The 16,433-nt window shown below is 36.8% G+C and carries 16 protein-coding genes; 7 read left to right on the top strand and 9 right to left on the bottom strand.

From position 1 onward, the window contains the following. The first annotated feature begins 94 nt into the window (after positions 1 to 94). On the top strand, positions 95 to 280 hold the full coding sequence (locus GMJ66_RS02615) for a YhzD family protein (protein WP_156288788.1): 186 nt from the start codon (positions 95 to 97) through the stop codon (positions 278 to 280). Between the two features lie 998 nt (positions 281 to 1,278). Here GMJ66_RS02615 and GMJ66_RS02610 read toward each other — a convergent pair. Beyond that, a complete protein-coding gene (locus GMJ66_RS02610) occupies positions 1,279 to 1,632 on the bottom strand; it encodes a YlbF family regulator (RefSeq protein ID WP_156288787.1) in 354 nt (117 codons plus the stop codon). Between the two features lie 147 nt (positions 1,633 to 1,779). Between GMJ66_RS02610 and GMJ66_RS02605 the strand changes: the two genes are divergently transcribed. Together GMJ66_RS02605 and GMJ66_RS02600 are read left to right on the top strand one after the other, a co-directional pair. Next, entirely contained in the window at positions 1,780 to 2,664 is an 885-nt protein-coding gene (locus GMJ66_RS02605; protein ID WP_156288786.1) for a PucR family transcriptional regulator, read from the top strand. Positions 2,665 to 2,752: 88 nt separating this feature from the next. Next, positions 2,753 to 3,853 (top strand): ABC transporter ATP-binding protein, encoded by a 1,101-nt coding sequence (locus GMJ66_RS02600; protein WP_156288785.1) that lies wholly within the window; start codon positions 2,753 to 2,755, stop codon positions 3,851 to 3,853. Between the two features lie 355 nt (positions 3,854 to 4,208). On the opposite strand, the gene GMJ66_RS02595 is transcribed toward GMJ66_RS02600, so the two are convergent. Together GMJ66_RS02595 and fumC are read right to left on the bottom strand one after the other, a co-directional pair. Continuing rightward, on the bottom strand, positions 4,209 to 4,418 hold the full coding sequence (locus tag GMJ66_RS02595) for an alpha/beta-type small acid-soluble spore protein (protein WP_156288784.1): 210 nt from the start codon (positions 4,416 to 4,418) through the stop codon (positions 4,209 to 4,211). 160 nt (positions 4,419 to 4,578) lie between these two features. Beyond that, entirely contained in the window at positions 4,579 to 5,964 is a 1,386-nt protein-coding gene (gene fumC / locus GMJ66_RS02590) for a class II fumarate hydratase (RefSeq protein WP_156288783.1), read from the bottom strand. A 252-nt stretch (positions 5,965 to 6,216) separates the two neighbouring features. On the opposite strand from fumC, the gene GMJ66_RS02585 reads away from it, so the two are divergent. Continuing rightward, positions 6,217 to 7,134 (top strand): zinc dependent phospholipase C family protein, encoded by a 918-nt coding sequence (locus GMJ66_RS02585; protein WP_156288782.1) that lies wholly within the window; start codon positions 6,217 to 6,219, stop codon positions 7,132 to 7,134. Between the two features lie 131 nt (positions 7,135 to 7,265). On the opposite strand, the gene GMJ66_RS02580 is transcribed toward GMJ66_RS02585, so the two are convergent. Together GMJ66_RS02580 and GMJ66_RS02575 are read right to left on the bottom strand one after the other, a co-directional pair. Continuing rightward, on the bottom strand, positions 7,266 to 8,546 hold the full coding sequence (locus GMJ66_RS02580) for an MFS transporter (RefSeq protein ID WP_156288781.1): 1,281 nt from the start codon (positions 8,544 to 8,546) through the stop codon (positions 7,266 to 7,268). A 181-nt stretch (positions 8,547 to 8,727) separates the two neighbouring features. Next, complete coding sequence (locus GMJ66_RS02575) at positions 8,728 to 8,961, bottom strand: IDEAL domain-containing protein (protein WP_156288780.1); 234 nt, start codon at positions 8,959 to 8,961, stop codon at positions 8,728 to 8,730. A gap of 341 nt (positions 8,962 to 9,302) precedes the next feature. Between GMJ66_RS02575 and GMJ66_RS02570 the strand changes: the two genes are divergently transcribed. After that, a complete protein-coding gene (locus tag GMJ66_RS02570; RefSeq protein WP_156288779.1) occupies positions 9,303 to 10,175 on the top strand; it encodes a cation diffusion facilitator family transporter in 873 nt (290 codons plus the stop codon). Between the two features lie 24 nt (positions 10,176 to 10,199). Here GMJ66_RS02570 and GMJ66_RS02565 read toward each other — a convergent pair whose 3' ends face one another. Together GMJ66_RS02565 and GMJ66_RS02560 are read right to left on the bottom strand one after the other, a co-directional pair. After that, the gene (locus GMJ66_RS02565) at positions 10,200 to 10,496 is read right to left on the bottom strand and encodes an AzlD domain-containing protein (RefSeq protein WP_156288778.1); all 297 of its coding nucleotides are present in this window, start codon (positions 10,494 to 10,496) and stop codon (positions 10,200 to 10,202) included. Beyond that, positions 10,493 to 11,203 (bottom strand): AzlC family ABC transporter permease, encoded by a 711-nt coding sequence (locus GMJ66_RS02560; protein ID WP_156288995.1) that lies wholly within the window; start codon positions 11,201 to 11,203, stop codon positions 10,493 to 10,495. The genes GMJ66_RS02565 and GMJ66_RS02560 overlap by 4 nt, the downstream gene beginning before the upstream one ends. A gap of 1,120 nt (positions 11,204 to 12,323) precedes the next feature. Here GMJ66_RS02560 and GMJ66_RS02555 point away from each other — a divergent pair. After that, positions 12,324 to 12,875, top strand: coding sequence for a helix-turn-helix domain-containing protein (locus GMJ66_RS02555; RefSeq protein WP_156288777.1), 552 nt, complete (start codon positions 12,324 to 12,326; stop codon positions 12,873 to 12,875). A 387-nt stretch (positions 12,876 to 13,262) separates the two neighbouring features. Further along, positions 13,263 to 14,636: a Na+/H+ antiporter NhaC gene (gene nhaC / locus GMJ66_RS02550; protein WP_156288776.1), complete on the top strand. Its 1,374-nt coding sequence runs from the start codon at positions 13,263 to 13,265 to the stop codon at positions 14,634 to 14,636. Between the two features lie 198 nt (positions 14,637 to 14,834). Here the strand turns inward: nhaC and GMJ66_RS02545 are convergent, their stop codons facing one another. Both GMJ66_RS02545 and map read right to left on the bottom strand, forming a co-directional pair. Next, entirely contained in the window at positions 14,835 to 15,599 is a 765-nt protein-coding gene (locus GMJ66_RS02545; protein WP_156288775.1) for a cobalamin-binding protein, read from the bottom strand. 74 nt (positions 15,600 to 15,673) lie between these two features. After that, on the bottom strand, positions 15,674 to 16,426 hold the full coding sequence (gene map, locus GMJ66_RS02540; protein WP_156288774.1) for a type I methionyl aminopeptidase: 753 nt from the start codon (positions 16,424 to 16,426) through the stop codon (positions 15,674 to 15,676). Positions 16,427 to 16,433 lie beyond the last annotated feature (7 nt).

The raw sequence follows: 16,433 nt of genomic DNA, 5'->3' as shown, positions 1-16,433 counted from the left end.
TAATGAAGCAAATAACAATTTCTTTTCCTTTTGCACATTATGATTTATAATAATTTTTAGAATATAAGATACATTCTAACAAGGAGGTTTAATAATGGAAGAATATACATTAACGGTTTTTAGTAAATTAGGAGAAAAACTAATGGACGAAACGTTTACTGCACAAAATAACGAAGAGGCCAAAGCAATTGGACAAAGACGCTTAGATGAAAATGGATACAGTGAATATACCCATCGCTGTGTATCCCCACAAGCAAAATTAGTACTGTTTCACAGGTAACTGTTAAAAAACATCCAAAAAATGGGACATAACTACTTCCCCACCCTAATAACAATGATGACCTGTTAGAGAAGCAATACCTGTTTGCTAAATTTGTTGTTATGGAATTTATATAAACTGCAAACTAACTTTAAATGATGTTGGAGCACCAACTTACTGCTAAGGAAATACATTACGACTTCCGCGGGTGACCATAAAGAGGGAGATATCAACCGTTGTGCAAAATATCAACACAACGGGCGCACATATCAACCAGTGTATGCGGGATATCAACCATTAGAGGGCATTTATCACTCGTGTTTAGACTTTAGCACGCGCGGGTACTACCTGATTAATCTTCTTTGTTCCCTTGTGCCGAGGAAGCCTACTACGGAGTGGTAATAGAAGACTAGAGGCGCACTTACGGTTTTCCTTGATGGGGATTTAGGCCGTGCCCACGAACCGCAAGTATTCTGCCGGATCGAATGTAAGCACGCTATCATCATTAGGACAGGCGAGAGCATCATGATATGAATTTTTATTAGTCAGGAGTATATATCAAATTCGAAATAAAGTTTTTTTGCAAAAGGCAATAATCCTTTAGGAAACATCCCTATAAAAAGCAAATATCCGAACTAATTCCAATTCTAACCAAAGAATTTTGAATCGTAGTTCGGATAATTTCTTTAAGAGGATGTTCAAAAAGTCCGGTGAAAAGGACACATTTATATAGGGGACCTTTTACTAAAACTGCCCACGTCCTTGAAAAAGAAAAGCACTTTTTCTGCGTGCAATGTATCGCTGACGAAGTGTTCCTTGTCCTGTGGGCAACGTAGAAGTCACCACATCACGCTCGGGGCTCGCTACTCAAAGCTTCGCCGCCTCTAACTTTCGACGCACAGGACGTGCTAGTGTCGGCGTTGCAACATGACGTTGCGATTTTAGCCGACCGGTTCTTTTCATTTTCCTTTTTGAACACGCACTTTAACTAGAACACTTTTGTCCCAGCCTGTTTTTTCTTATTGATTATTTGGGTCACCGTACAGTTCTTCTAATGGTTTAGTGATGATTCTGCTGATATCGTTAATCAAAAGATTTAAGCGTTGTTCTTCTTCCATCAATTTGGAAATATCGCTATGCTGCTGCACTTGTTCAACAACTGCACGTGCTTTCTCTACTTCCTCTTCCGTAATATCTAATCCTTGCATTTGTTTTTCCTGAAGCTGCATTTGTGTATCACGGAAACTTTCGAACATCTCTTTTGCTTGAGGGTTGTTCATTACTGCTTCATAAGCAGTTTTAAGGTGATTGAATTCCTCACTTTCACGAATAGCATTTTCTAAATCATACGCAGTATCATGTATGTTAGCCAAAACGTAACCTCCTTGAATTTTATTCTAGTCAACTATAACAAACGTACCATTCATTGTATACTAAGAAGGGTAACTTTGTTATTGCCTACCAATTAATCTTTATCATGTTAAAATAGGACTGACGAATGACGGAAGAGAGGATTTTCAATGATAAACAAACTTGGAAAATTATTTCCTTCTATGTGTTTCTTTGATGAACTCCATGAAATACCGGAAAACTATCGCTGGTTTATAACAGAAGATAACCAAATTATTGGTATTGATAAGTCTGAGCTGACAAAAAGTGATGAAAATTTACTATTAGTCTTTCTTAAACCACATAATATTATGATTCCACAACCTACTGAACAAGAGCAAAAGTGGAGAAGGAGAATAAGTGATCATACAAGGGACGAACAAGTACATCCATTCCGCTTTGTTTACTTTTCCATTAAAGCAAACGAAATCGAACCATCTTTATTTAAACAGGCGATATCTAATTTCTACTCCACTCCGATTTCAATATTATGGGAAAATGAACATGAAGGCATCATCATAGAAGAAAAGCCAATCATTCAAGAGGAGTCCATTTCCTACGAGCAAATCATCAAATTGTTAATGGGTGACTTATATATCAATATAAAATTTTTTATCGGCCCTTACATAGATAATTTAATCAACCTTCATCATTATTATAAAACCTTTTTAAAAAGCGCTGAAATTGGTTTTATCTATGCAGACCGACCCGTCGTTTCCTATGTTGAAGCTATTTCCTACCATTTCGTTGATCAGGCTGATAAGGAATTTCTTCATTCCATCAAAAAGATTGTATTAAGAAAATTGACAGAGGATCCGGAACTGCTTCATTCCATCAAAACTTTTATCGAAAGCAATTTGAATGTCACCGTTGCAGCAAAAAAACTACATTTACACAGGAACAGCTTACAATATCGATTAGACAAATTTATTGATAAAACGGGTATTGATGTACGTCAATTTAATGGTGCAATGACCGTTTATCTTGTTATTCTGTCCATGGTGCACAAAGACTAGTCCATTCTTTGTGCACCATTGCTATTATCAGAATAAACCCTTCGTATTAAAATAAAATTAAACGTTTACAAATATGGAGGTCATAAAAATGGCAGAATTAAGATTAGAAAATATCCAAAAACGATATGATAAAGACGTTGTAGCAGTAGATGATTTTAACTTACACATAAAAGAAAAAGAATTCATCGTTTTCGTTGGCCCCTCCGGATGTGGTAAATCAACTACCCTTCGTATGATTGCAGGGTTGGAGGAAATTTCCAGTGGAGAGTTTTACATTGATGACAAAAAAATGAATGATGTTGCACCAAAAGACCGTGACATCGCCATGGTATTTCAGAACTATGCCCTATATCCACATATGAATGTATATGATAACATGGCATTTGGTTTAAAACTTCGTAAATTCAGTAAAGATGAAATCGAGAAACGAGTTAACAATGCAGCTAAAATACTTGGTTTAGAAGCTTATCTTGATCGCAAACCGAAAGCTCTTTCAGGTGGGCAGCGCCAGCGTGTAGCACTTGGTCGTGCAATAGTTCGTGATGCAAAAGTATTCCTAATGGACGAGCCACTGTCCAATCTGGATGCAAAACTGCGTGTGCAAATGCGTGCTGAAATTCAAAAACTTCATCAACGCTTACAAACTACCACCATTTATGTAACCCATGATCAAACCGAAGCAATGACAATGGCGACACGCCTTGTTGTAATGAAGGACGGCATCATCCAACAAATCGGAGCACCAAAGGAAGTTTACGATTCCCCAGAAAATGTATTTGTTGGTGGTTTTATTGGCTCTCCTTCCATGAACTTCTTTAATGGAACATTAACAGAAGGCTATTTCCAAATGGGAGATGTGAAAGTCAAAGTTCCAGAAGGCAAAATGAAAATGCTTCGTAACGAAGGCTATATAAACAAGGAAATTATTTTAGGAGTACGACCGGAAGACATCCATGATGAACCAGCATTTATCGAGGCTTCACCAGAAACTAAAATAAGTGCAAAGATTGATGTTGCTGAGCTAATGGGAGCTGAATCCTTCCTTTATTCTAAAGTAGATAATCAAGACTTCATTGCTCGTGTAGACTCTCGCACTGATATTAAAGGTAATGAAACAATTGAATTAGCGTTTGATATGAATCGTGCTCATTTCTTTGATGCTGAAACAGAAAGTCGAATTAAATCATAACTTAGTTGAGTATTATAACTAGTTAATCAAATGATAAACGATTTCAAGAGTATAAAGCCACTTGGTTTTATACTCTTAAAATCGTTTATGTTTTTATTGAATAGATATAAACTTCGAACTAACTATAGTTCCTAAGTTGGTGTTATACCTGCCACTGCGGAAATACACTCCGCTGGTTTTGAACTTTTCAACTTTCTACCTGAATGTTTTGTGTAACACTGTTCTGTTGAAAAACAGGTCACTAGAATATTTAACAGCTTTTTAAAAAGAAGCAGGTATTTAATGATAAATTATTGTCTACGATATAAATAAGAGGGAAGCCTCTTAGGACTTCCCTCTTTAGCCATCATTTATATTATTGTTGTCCACCGTTAAGTTGTTGTTGAGCAGTTTGTACAAGACGTTTAGTGATTTCTCCACCGACAGATCCGTTAGCACGAGAAGTTGTGTCTGCTCCTAAGTTCACACCAAATTCAGATGCGATCTCGATTTTCATTTGATCTAAAGCTTGTTGTACTCCAGGAACTAATAATTGGTTTGAGTTGTTGCTTCTGTTAGTTGCCATGTGTTATCACCTCCTTGTGTATTTCTATTGTCTGTCGATAACCCCATTCTTATAACTAAATTTCATTGGTAAAATGTAGATGTACTTCCAATACAATAGAAAAAAGCCCATTACACCATGTGTAACAGGCTTGTTCATCCTCAAGTTATTTATTACTATCCTACTTCGGATATGTCATTTCCTCTGGTTTTACATATTGATCAAACTCTTCTTCCGTCAATAAACCTAATTCTACTGCGGTTTCTTTTAATGTTGCATTATCAGCAAATGCTTTCTTAGCAATCTTTGCCGCATTTTCATAGCCGATATGCGGATTTAAAGCAGTAACAAGCATAAGAGAATCATTTAAATTCTTTTCAATTTGTTCTTGATTTGGTTCAATTCCTTTTGCACAGCGCTCATCAAACGAAAGAATACTATCTGCTAATAATTGACACGATTGCAGGAAGTTATAAGCAATTACTGGTTTAAATACATTTAGTTCAAAATTACCTTGACTTGCTGCAAAACCAACTGCAGCATCATTTCCCATTACCTGTGCGGCTACCATCGTTACTGCTTCACTTTGTGTTGGATTTACTTTCCCTGGCATAATCGAGCTTCCCGGTTCATTTGCAGGTATCGTAATTTCTCCAATTCCACAACGTGGGCCGCTCGCTAACCACCGAACATCATTGGCAATTTTCATCATATCGGCGGCAAGTGCTTTTAAAGCACCATGAGCATAAACCGATTCATCATGACTTGTTAATGAATGAAATTTATTGGGTGCAGACACAAATTCTTTTCCGGTAAACTCACTAATAGCTTGGCACACTCTTTCAGAAAACTCGGGATGTGCATTTAATCCTGTACCAACAGCCGTACCACCAATTGCTAATTCTTTAATATGATGGACACTTTCTTTAATCATCGCTTCCGATTTTTCAAGCATACGGTGCCAGCCGCTGATTTCCTGGCCTAATGTAAGTGGAGTGGCATCCTGCAGGTGGGTCCTTCCAATTTTAACAACATCGGAAAACGCATCCATTTTCGCTTTAAATGTACCCTTTAACGTCTTTACTGCAGGCAGTACTTCATCTTCTAATTTTAAAACGAAAGCAACATGCATTGCTGTTGGATACGTATCATTGGAGCTTTGTGATTTATTTACGTCATCATTAGGATGAAGTTTTAGATCACTGCTATTCTCGGAAAGCCATTTATTCCCAACATGTGCGATCACTTCATTCACATTCATATTAGATTGTGTTCCACTACCGGTTTGCCAAACAACAAGCGGAAAATGATCATCAATATTTCCTTGAATAATCTGATCAGCAGCAAATGCGATAGCTTCAGCCTTTTTACTTTCCATTAGACCTAAGTCACTATTAGCCTTTGCAGCACTCTTCTTTAGAATAGCAAATGCTTTGATTACTTCACTTGGCATCGTTTCATTTCCAATTGGAAAATTCTGTTTGCTGCGCTGTGTTTGTGCACCCCAATATTTATCAGCAGGTACATTGATTTCCCCTAATGTATCTCTTTCTACACGATATTCCATCCAATTTTCCTCCCCTATGTAATCTTCTCACTTTTCATCTCTATTGTAACAAATTTCCCAAATAAAAGAATAAAAAATACACGGTGATAATAAAATTCTTAATAGTGTCTAATCAGAATTATGTATCAGATAAACCTGTAAAAGTTTCTTCCTTTTTATTTCACCAAATCCTTTCGTTTTTACTATATAATAGATGAGTACTTGTAAAATCATCTACATTTTATATATAGAAAAATAAAGGGGGATTTCACTGTGCCAAATATATGGACACATATACTTTTTTGTGAGGAAGTCGTGGATGCAGTAAATCAACCGTTTCTAACTTCACAAACTGAGTCATTTTTAAAATTAGGAGCCCAAGGCCCTGACCCGCTTTTTTATTATAATTTTTGGCCTTGGATAAAAGATGAACCTTTCCAACAAATGGGTATGGCATTACATACTAGACAATGTGGTCCATTTTTGATGGAATTAATCACTTCTGCAAAGAAAAAGAGTAAATGTGTACGAGCATTTGTAGTTGGGTTCCTAACTCATCATATACTTGATCGAAATACACATCCATACATCCACTACCATGCAGGTTACGAGGGCAGCAACCACCAAAAATTAGAGGTTATTATTGACACTTTAATGATGAAAAAATATCATCATTTAAAAACATGGAAAACACAAGTATACAAAGAAATACATGTTGGCAGTTCTTTAAATCAGGAAATCATTGAAATGATGCATACTGCCATTAACAATTACTATCCGGAATTCAAAAACAGTTCACCCTCATATATCCATAAAGCATATAAGGATATGATTCTTGCTTTGAAGCTCTTATCCGATCCTCATGGCTGGAAAAATCTATTATTTCGCTCGTACATTTCTTCCTATTCACACCAGCCGGTACAGGATGATAAGGACTACTTAAATTTACAGAATCAGACATGGTATCATTCCGCAACAAACGAACCATCTAATAAGAGCTTTATCGATTTATATGAAGAAGGACGTGTGGAAGCAATCGAAATCTTAACCGAATTAGGGAATTACTGGAAAAAAGACAATGAGGGTTCGAGACAAAAGCTGGAAAAATTAATTGGCAATATTTCTTATGATACAGGAAAACCAGTGTCACTCGGATTAGAAAATAAATTTAGTAATCCATTGTTTCATTAGAAAAACTCATTCGCTCACCTTTGAGCGAATGAATTCTTTTTATATTGAGACGTTAAAATTCTTAGCTGCGACGTACTCCTTTTAGCTGAAATCTCACAATTTCCTAACGTATGTCTTCAATTAATCGGATGTTAACTTGCCACAGGCTCCTTCGCCTCTTGAATTCCCTTCTCAATGTCTACAAATCGTAAAATCACTATTCCAGCTATAAAGAATACAACTAGCGATAAGATTCCCGTTCTGCTATTCCCGGTAACCTGACCGATCAAAGCAAACGCGAAAGGCCCAATAACAGCGGCAAATTTAGAGGAAATCCCGTAAAAACCAAAGAATTCTGCTTTCTTATTTTCCGGAACCATACTCCCAAAAATAGACCTGCTTAAAGCTTGGGCTCCCCCTTGTACCATTCCTACACAAATGGCCAAAACATAAAAATGTACAGCCGAAGTCATAAAGTATCCGATGGAAACAATGCCTAAATAAACAAATAACGTAATATATAAAGCTTTTTTCGCAGTTATTTTCGTTGCCAGCCAACCAAAGAAAAATGTAAAGGGAATCCCAACAAACTGGGTAATTAATAGGGCAACAATTAAATCATTACTGCCAATCCCAATTGAACTCCCATAAACAGTGGCCATACGAATAATCGTAGAAATCCCATCATTATAAAGCCAAAATGCCAATAAAAAAATCAACAATTGCTTATAGCGTCTTATTTCTTTAAATGTATTTCCAACTCTCAAGAAACCAATTGCAGCATATGACCTGTCTCTTTTATGGTTATGAAACTTTTTCTCCTCTTTTATATTTTTTATTAGCGGAATGGAAAAAATAAACCACCAGACCCCAACTGTAACAAAGGAGATTTGAGTAGCCAACGTTGTATTCGGAATTCCAAACCATTGCGGATTTAATATCATAAGAATATTTATCGCCAGTAATATCCCCCCACCAATATATCCGTAAGCAAAACCACCAGATGAGACTTTATCCATCTCATTTCTATCCGCGATTTCGGGCAAAAACGAATCATAGAAAATATTCGCACCGGAAAACCCAATAGACCCAACAATAAATAAAACAGATGCTAATATGTAGTCTCCTTCACCGACAAAAGCCAGTAGAATACTTGCTATAATACCCATAAATGCAAAAAAATGGAGAAATTTCTTTTTAGCTGACGTGAAATCACTAATAACTCCCAATATTGGTGCTAAAATAGCTACAATCAGTACAGAAATAGATTGAGAATATCCCCAGTAACTGGCTGCGAGATTTTCATCAACTCCAGCTGCTGCAACGGTTGAATAATATACAGGTAAAACCGCTGCCATAATAGTCGTTGCAAATGCTGAATTCCCAAAATCATACAGCATCCAGCTGCGTTGAATTTTTTTCCTATTCTCCATGAATCCACCCCCTATTTTCAAAAAACTCCCGATATGCAAATAAAGTATAACAAAATAGTATAACTACTTTATGCATATTTTCTAAAATTTACATAAACTATAAAATCAAGCTTTTAAGCAATTCGTTTGCTTTTCAGAGCCACAAAAAGCCCCACCCATCATAGGTGAGGCTCTATATCACTTACTCCCAGACGTAATGTCTATATAAGTTACTATACTTCATAAATTCTTCTTTATTGTTTGTTTCAATGGAATGATTAATTTGTTCAATCAGCTGTTGTTTATTCCAATTAAAACAAATTTCATCCAAAACTAACTGAGCATTAAAACTAAATTCATAAGGGATTCCTTTTTTCGCGTAAAGCACTGCACCTTCATAACGGCAAAAACGATAAACTGCTTTCTGTTTTTTCATTGAGAACTCCCCCTTAGCTCCTTTTATCTATTATCCTAAATTTTCCGAAAAAAAGCAACTCATTTTTCTCATAAATATCTTTGTCATTTTTTACAGATACTATTGGTTATGGTGCGTGTTCAAAATGACCGTAAAAGTTTGGGGCTTAATACTTTTAAACATCCTATTACGTTAAATTTTGCCTTACGAAAAATAATTAGTAACTCCCAATACATATAACCGAAGCCTTTTATGTTTCTCTAGACTCACCAACATGACATTTGTTAGACTATGATAGCTACATACAAATAAGGGGATATTATATAGAACGCTGTCAACATGTGAAAAGTGGAGGAAATGAAATGAATTATTCGAATAACTTAAAGCAGGGCGAAAAGGGCGCCTGGATTAGTATATTCGCTTATGTTACTTTATCCATCATCAAACTGATTATTGCTTATATCGGTAATTCCGATGCCTTACGTGCAGATGGATTAAATAATGCTACGGATGTTGTTGCATCTGTAGCTGTCCTGGCAGGTTTAAAAATATCACGTAAACCTCCAGATGAGGATCATCCATATGGGCATTACCGTGTTGAAACCATTGCCTCTTTATTCGCAGCATTCATTATGATGTTTATTGGTATCCAAGTTATATTTGAGACACTCCAAAAAATAATCGCCGGTCAAATATCAGAGGCGCCAAATTTATTAACAGCTTGGACTGCTCTTGGAGCTGCGGTCATCATGTTTTTTGTCTATCGTTATAATGCTGCACTGGCAAAGAAAATTGAAAGCAGTTCTTTGAATGCAGCGGCACAGGATAACAAATCGGATGCGCTCGTAAGTATCGGGGCATTTATAGGAATTGTCGGGGCACAATTTGGTCTGTTTTGGCTTGACCCACTCGCTGGATTTGTTGTAGGAATTATTATTTGCAAGACAGCATGGGACATTTTCAGGGAAGCGACATTAACGCTTACAGATGGTTTTGAGGAAGAAAAGTTAAAAGAAATAAAATCGAGTATTGAAAAAGTTGAAGAAGTAAAAGAAGTAGTCGATGTTAAAGGACGTGTCCACGGTAATCAGTCCTTGTTGGAAGTAACGATATTAGTCGATCCCAGTTTAAATGTAGAACAAAGCCATCATGTGACAGAAAATATAGAGAGTTACTTATTCGAAAAACATAAAATTACACATGCACATATTCACATTGAACCTTATTATAAATAGACTGCCATAAAGGCAGCCTATTTATTATACCGTAAACAAAAATACCGTTAGAATAGCACCTATTACAACCAGGACAACATTTAATCCAAAGGAGGCCAGTATAATTGCTACTACCCCTCCAATGATTCCTACCATCGGTTCTTCAGGAATCACTGTCATAATCCCAGGGAAAATCAATGCTCCCAAAGCAGCATATGGAATGGCACTTAGCCAACGATTGATCCATGGACGAAATTGTAATTTTTCCACAACAAATGCTGGAATAATTCTTGGTACCATCGTCACGATAGACATCCCTATAATAATTAATAAGTTCGTCATTGTTCATTCTCCTTAAATAAATAAATTCCACTCATACCACCAAGAACCGTACCTATCACAATCGCCCACCCTGTGCTCAGTCCGAGTTGCACACAAATCGCATTGATTAACATTGCAATAATAGCAATTAGACCAATTCTTAAATTCTTTTTCACAGACGGGACAAGTAGACCAATAAACATAGCATATAATGCAATTCCCATACTTTGACTTAAACGTTCGGGAATAATTTCACCAAGTATTCCACCAAGCAAAGAACCTAACACCCATGAGAGATATGCAACGATGATAATTCCAATGTAATAAAAAGCCCCATTTTCTTTTCTTGCCTCTTCCGAATGCAAAGCAGAGACGGCAAAGGTTTCGTCCGTTAACCCAAGCGACATTGGCAACTTCCACTTTAGAGCGATTCCCCGTAGCTGATTCATAAAGGAAAGACTCATGACAAAATGACGGAAATTCAGTACAAAGGTTGCAATAATAATTTCCAGTGCGCCAGTACCAACAGCAATCATATTCGTCCCCATAAATTGTGCTGCTCCGGCAAAAACCAAAAGACTCATTAACGTTAGTTCCGTCAAGGACATCCCAGCTTGTTTTGCCAACACACCAAACGTAACAGCAATCGGCAAGTACCCTAACATAATCGGTATACCTGTCATCATCCCTCTTTGAAACATATGTAATTGACCGGCTTCGTTTTCCATCGCGGGCTCAATTTGAGCTTCTGTCCTCCGTTTCGAAATCACGTTATCCCCCCTAATTTAAGTTTTACTTTCATTCTCTTAATTTAGCCTTCATTCTCATAATTCAGCCTTCATTCTCATATTTCAGCCTTCATTCTCATATTTCAGCCTTCATTCTCATATTTCAGCCTTCATTCTCATATTTCAGCCTTCATTCTCATATTTCAGCCTTCATTCTCATATTTCAGCCTTCATTCTCATATTTCAGCCTTCATTCTCATATTTCAGCCTTCATTCTCATATTTCAGCCTTCATTCTCATATTTCAGCCTTCATTCTCATATTTCAGCCTTCATTCTCATATTTCAGCCTTCATTCTCATATTTCAGCCTTCATTCTCATATTTCAGCCTTCATTCTCATATTTCAGCCTTCATTCTCATATTTCAGCCTTCATTCTCATATTTCAGCCTTCATTCTCATATTTCAGCCTTCATTCTCATATTTCAGCCTTCATTCTCATATTTCAGCCTTCATTCTCATATTTCAGCCTTCATTCTCATATTTCAGCCTTCATTCTCATATTTCAGCCTTCATTCTCATATTTCAGCCTTCATTCTCATATTTCAGCCTTCATTCTCATATTTCAGCCTTCATTCTCATATTTCAGCCTTCATTCTCATATTTCAGCCTTCATTCTCATATTTCAGCCTTCATTCTCATATTTCAGCCTTCATTCTCATATTTCAGCCTTCATTCTCATATTTCAGCCTTCATTCTCATATTTCAGCCTTCATTCTCATATTTCAGCCTTCATTCTCATATTTCAGCCTTCATTCTCATATTTCAGCCTTCATTCTCATATTTCAGCTTTCATTTCCATATTTCAGCCTTCATTCTCATATTTCAGCTTTCATTCTCATATTTCAGCTTTCATTTTCTTATTTCAGCCTTCATTAACTTATTTCAGCCTTCATTAACTTATTTCAGCCCTCATTCCATTTTTTCAACCTCACTAATCAAATAAAGTAGGAAACTTACCCCTACAAAGTTGTATGTTATATTATACAATCATATGTTATAATAGACAACAACTATGGAAAAAACTTCATTATTTTCTACTAGAAGAAATGGGGAGATGTGATGGAACCTATTCAGGATATAATTGCTTATAACCTCGTTAACATAAGGAAGGAGCGCGGATTAAGTTTAGATAAAGTTTCCAACTTAACAGGTGTAAGTAAAGCAATGTTAGCTCAAATCGAGAAAGGGAATTCCAATCCTACCGTAACGACCCTTTGGAAAATCGCTAATGGGTTGCAAGTATCCTTTTCCAGTTTTATGAAAGAAATAGATAAAACGAAAATTGAAGTTGTCGATCTAAAAGCTATTACTCCTGCCGTTGATGATGAAGGAAATTATCAAGTCTACTCCATTTTCTCTTTTCATCCGGAAAAGAAATTTGAGATTTTCTCTGTTCATCTTCAACCAGGACATACACATCAATCAGAAAAACATTTAGGTGAAGAATATATACTTATCCAAAGTGGTAAATTGACACTTGAGATTCAAGGGGAAAAATATACTCTATCCCCCAATCAATTCATCCATTTTAAAGCCAATGTGGAACATATGTATTCCAATAGTGGAGAAGAGCCCGTTCATTTTCATAACATCATTTACTATCCGGAATAATTTTTTTTGGAAAAATTAACTATTGACAATCATCAAATGCAGATTGTATATTCTATACTATCAAACAATCACATAAGCAATCCAAGAATGCATAGTAGATTATTCCCGGGCAGCACGAAGAGACAAAGTGATTGGTGGAAACTTTGGCAGGAAATAATTGAATTACACATTCATCATAGAAAAGCGAAAGTATACTAAGCAAGGAACGCAGATTCTAGACAACGATTGGATTTAAGCATAAATGAAGTGGATGAAAATATATTATTTTCATCAATCAGGGTGGTACCGCGGAGAAAAGCTTCGTCCCTACTATGGGATGAGGCTTTTTTTCTTTTACTCTTTTACTAAAAGAGGACGTTTATAAAATTACAATCAGGAGGTTTTTGTATGTTTCCGATTCAACCTAAATATCAGCCATCATTAGCAGAGTCCCTGCTATTCTTTATTCTCATTATAGGCCTCATCAGTTACTTTATTATTGGTCTGGGAACAGCACCACATATTCCGATATTATTGGGGATATTCCTGCTCATCACTTTTGGGTTTTTTAAGAAAATTTCTTTTAAAGACCTGCAGGAAGGAATGATCGCTGGTGCAAAATCAGCAATGGGTGCGATTTTTCTATTCTTCCTTATCGGTGTATTAGTCAGCAGCTGGATGATTAGTGGAACGATCCCATCTATGATTAATGCAGGATTTTCCATCATTAATGGCACATGGTTCTTCGGTATTGTGTTTGCTGTTACAGCCATTATTGGGGTATCACTTGGCAGTTCCCTTACTACTACGGCAACCATAGGGGTTGCATTTATCGGAATGGCAAATGCCATGGATGCATCATTAGCTATAACAGCGGGGGCAATAGTTTCTGGTGCATTTTTTGGTGATAAAATGTCGCCATTATCTGATACAACCAATCTTGCATCTACCATTGTTGGTGTCGATTTATTTGACCATATTAAACACATTAGTTTAACAACAATTCCTGCATTTATTATTTCGTTTATTATCTTTGTCATGTTATCACCAAATGAGACTGCCATGATAACCAATATTCAAGACTACCAAGAGGCACTAATATCGACTAATCTTATTCATTTCACATCCTGGATTCCACTAGTATTGCTTATTATTTGTACGATATTCCGTGTCCCTGCATTTATCGCTTTAGCCATAAGCAGTTTGGTAGCAACTTTCTTTGCATGGTTGAATAATCCGTTTACGTGGTCAGAAATCTGGGCAATCTGGTTCGATGGATATATTGGAGCGACTGATTTTGAACCAGTAAATGAACTGCTTACTAAAGGTGGAATCAATAGTATGCTCTTCACCATTTCTCTTGTTATTTTGGCATTGAGTTTCGGAGGATTACTGTTTGTCACTGGAATTATCCCAAGTTTGTTAACGGCAGTTCAAGACAAGATTAGAAATATTAGAACGACCATTGCTACAACAGCTGCAACAGCAATTGGAGTAAATGTTTTAATCGGGGAGCAATATTTATCGATTTTATTAACAGGGGAAACATTTAAAGGGATTTACCATAAGGCTGGATTATCTAAAAAAGCATTATCCAGAACTTTGGAAGATGCCGGTACAGTTATCAATCCACTCGTCCCATGGAGTGTATGTGGTGTATTTATTGCAAATGTATTAGGTGTATCTGTTCTGGAATATCTGCCTTTTGCATTCTTCTGTCTGCTTAGTCCGCTCATTACTATTTTATTTGGCGGTAGAACTACTGGAGCTAAACGGCTATAATACGAAAAACTATCTTGTGGTAACGGCTATTTAAGCAATTGCGAGGTTTTTAGTTGTTTGGTTGTCGCGCGAATTAGGTGACTGTCGCTCGATTTGACTTGGCCACCGCGCGAATTAGAGTTGGTTGACATTTATTGACTAAGAAGGGGGAAAGTTCTCTCCCCCTCCAATTGGTAAAGATTTCACAACAGTTTCACCTTATTTAAGAATTGTAGTTAATTTCCGCAATCCCTCAAGCAATCTTGGTGACGGTCGGCAAAACAGTGACTCCTCCAACACATGAATATTACCATTTTTAATCGCCTTCATCTCACTCCAATCAGGCCGCTTCTTTACTAATTCAGGACGCATCTTCTCTTCCTTGACCCCAACCCAAACCATACATATATGATCTGGATTCCGCTTTTTCACTTCCTCCCAATCCGTTTGAAAGCTGGCCACGTTCTGGTCTGCGAAAATATTTTCCGCTCCAACAAGTGCACTGATTTCTGTTAGCCAATTCAAGCCACCGGGAGTAAAAATCGGTTTTGGCCACCATTCCCAATAAAGACTTGGCTTATATTCATTGGCTTTCTTTTGAGTTTGAATATCCTGGATTTCTCGTAAAAATTGTTTCGCTTTTTCTTCTCCAAGTTCTTTTAACCCGAGAGCATCCCCGACTTTTCTAATGTCATCCGAAATTTCTTCCAGTGAATTCGGATTTAAAATGATATAAGGTAATTTCTTTTCTTCCAGTGCTTCAATATTTTTTTCCATTCCAGGAACACTTAAGGATGCAAGTACAAGATCTGGCTGTAATTCCGCTACTTTCTCCATATCAATCGATAGATCCGGTCCAACTTTAGGTAGTTTCAAAACAGAAGACGGCCAATCGGAATAATTATCAACACCAACCAATAAATCTATTTGGCCCAAGTATGCCATTATTTCTGTATTACTCGGACAGATGGAAACAACTCGCAAAAACCTCTCCTCCATTCATATAACAAACGCCCAGAAAAGCATTGTCCTTCTGCAAATTCTGGGCGTTAGTATTTTTATTTATTTTGATCTGTTAAGATGAGTGGGCCATCTTTCGTAATGACAATGGTATGCTCATACTGGGCAGAACGGCCATTATCAATTGTTCTCGCAGTCCAGTTATTCGAATCCATTTTACTCTGCCATGCTCCCTCATTAATCATTGGCTCAATAGTAATTACCATGCCTTCTTTTAAACGCAACCCTTTATTCGGAAGACCAAAATGAGGAATATGTGGGTCTTCATGAATAGTTGGACCAATTCCATGACCAGTGAAATCACGTACTACAGAGAACCCCTCTTCCTCTGCATAAGTTTGAATAGCATGGCCAATATCCCCAATTCGATTCCCAACTTGAGCTTGCTCAATTCCTTTATACAGAGATTCCTTTGTTACTTCCATCAATCGTTTGCCTCTTTCATCTACATCCCCAACTGCATATGTCCACGCAGAATCAGCTAAGCCACCATCTAAATTGACAACCATATCAACCGTAACCATGTCACCATTTTTCAACTGTTCTTCCCGAGGAAAACCATGGCAAATTTCATCATTAACCGAAGCACAAATTGCATATGGATAACCATTGTATCCTTTTTGCTCTGGAGTTGCTCCATGTTTAGCTAGAAAATCTTCCACAAATGTATCAATCTCCATAGTTGTAATTCCCGGTTTGATCATTTTTGCAATTTCCTTATGGGTTTGCACAAGTAGATCACCTGCTGCTTGCATTTTTTCAATTTCACGTTTACTTTTACGGGTAATCAAATATAAT

The organism is Oceanobacillus salinisoli, assembly GCF_009733865.1.
Classification (GTDB): Bacteria; Bacillota; Bacilli; order Bacillales; family Amphibacillaceae; genus Oceanobacillus; species Oceanobacillus salinisoli.
The sequence above is the reverse complement of the archived record's forward strand: the minus strand, read 5'-3'. Positions and strand labels throughout refer to the sequence as shown.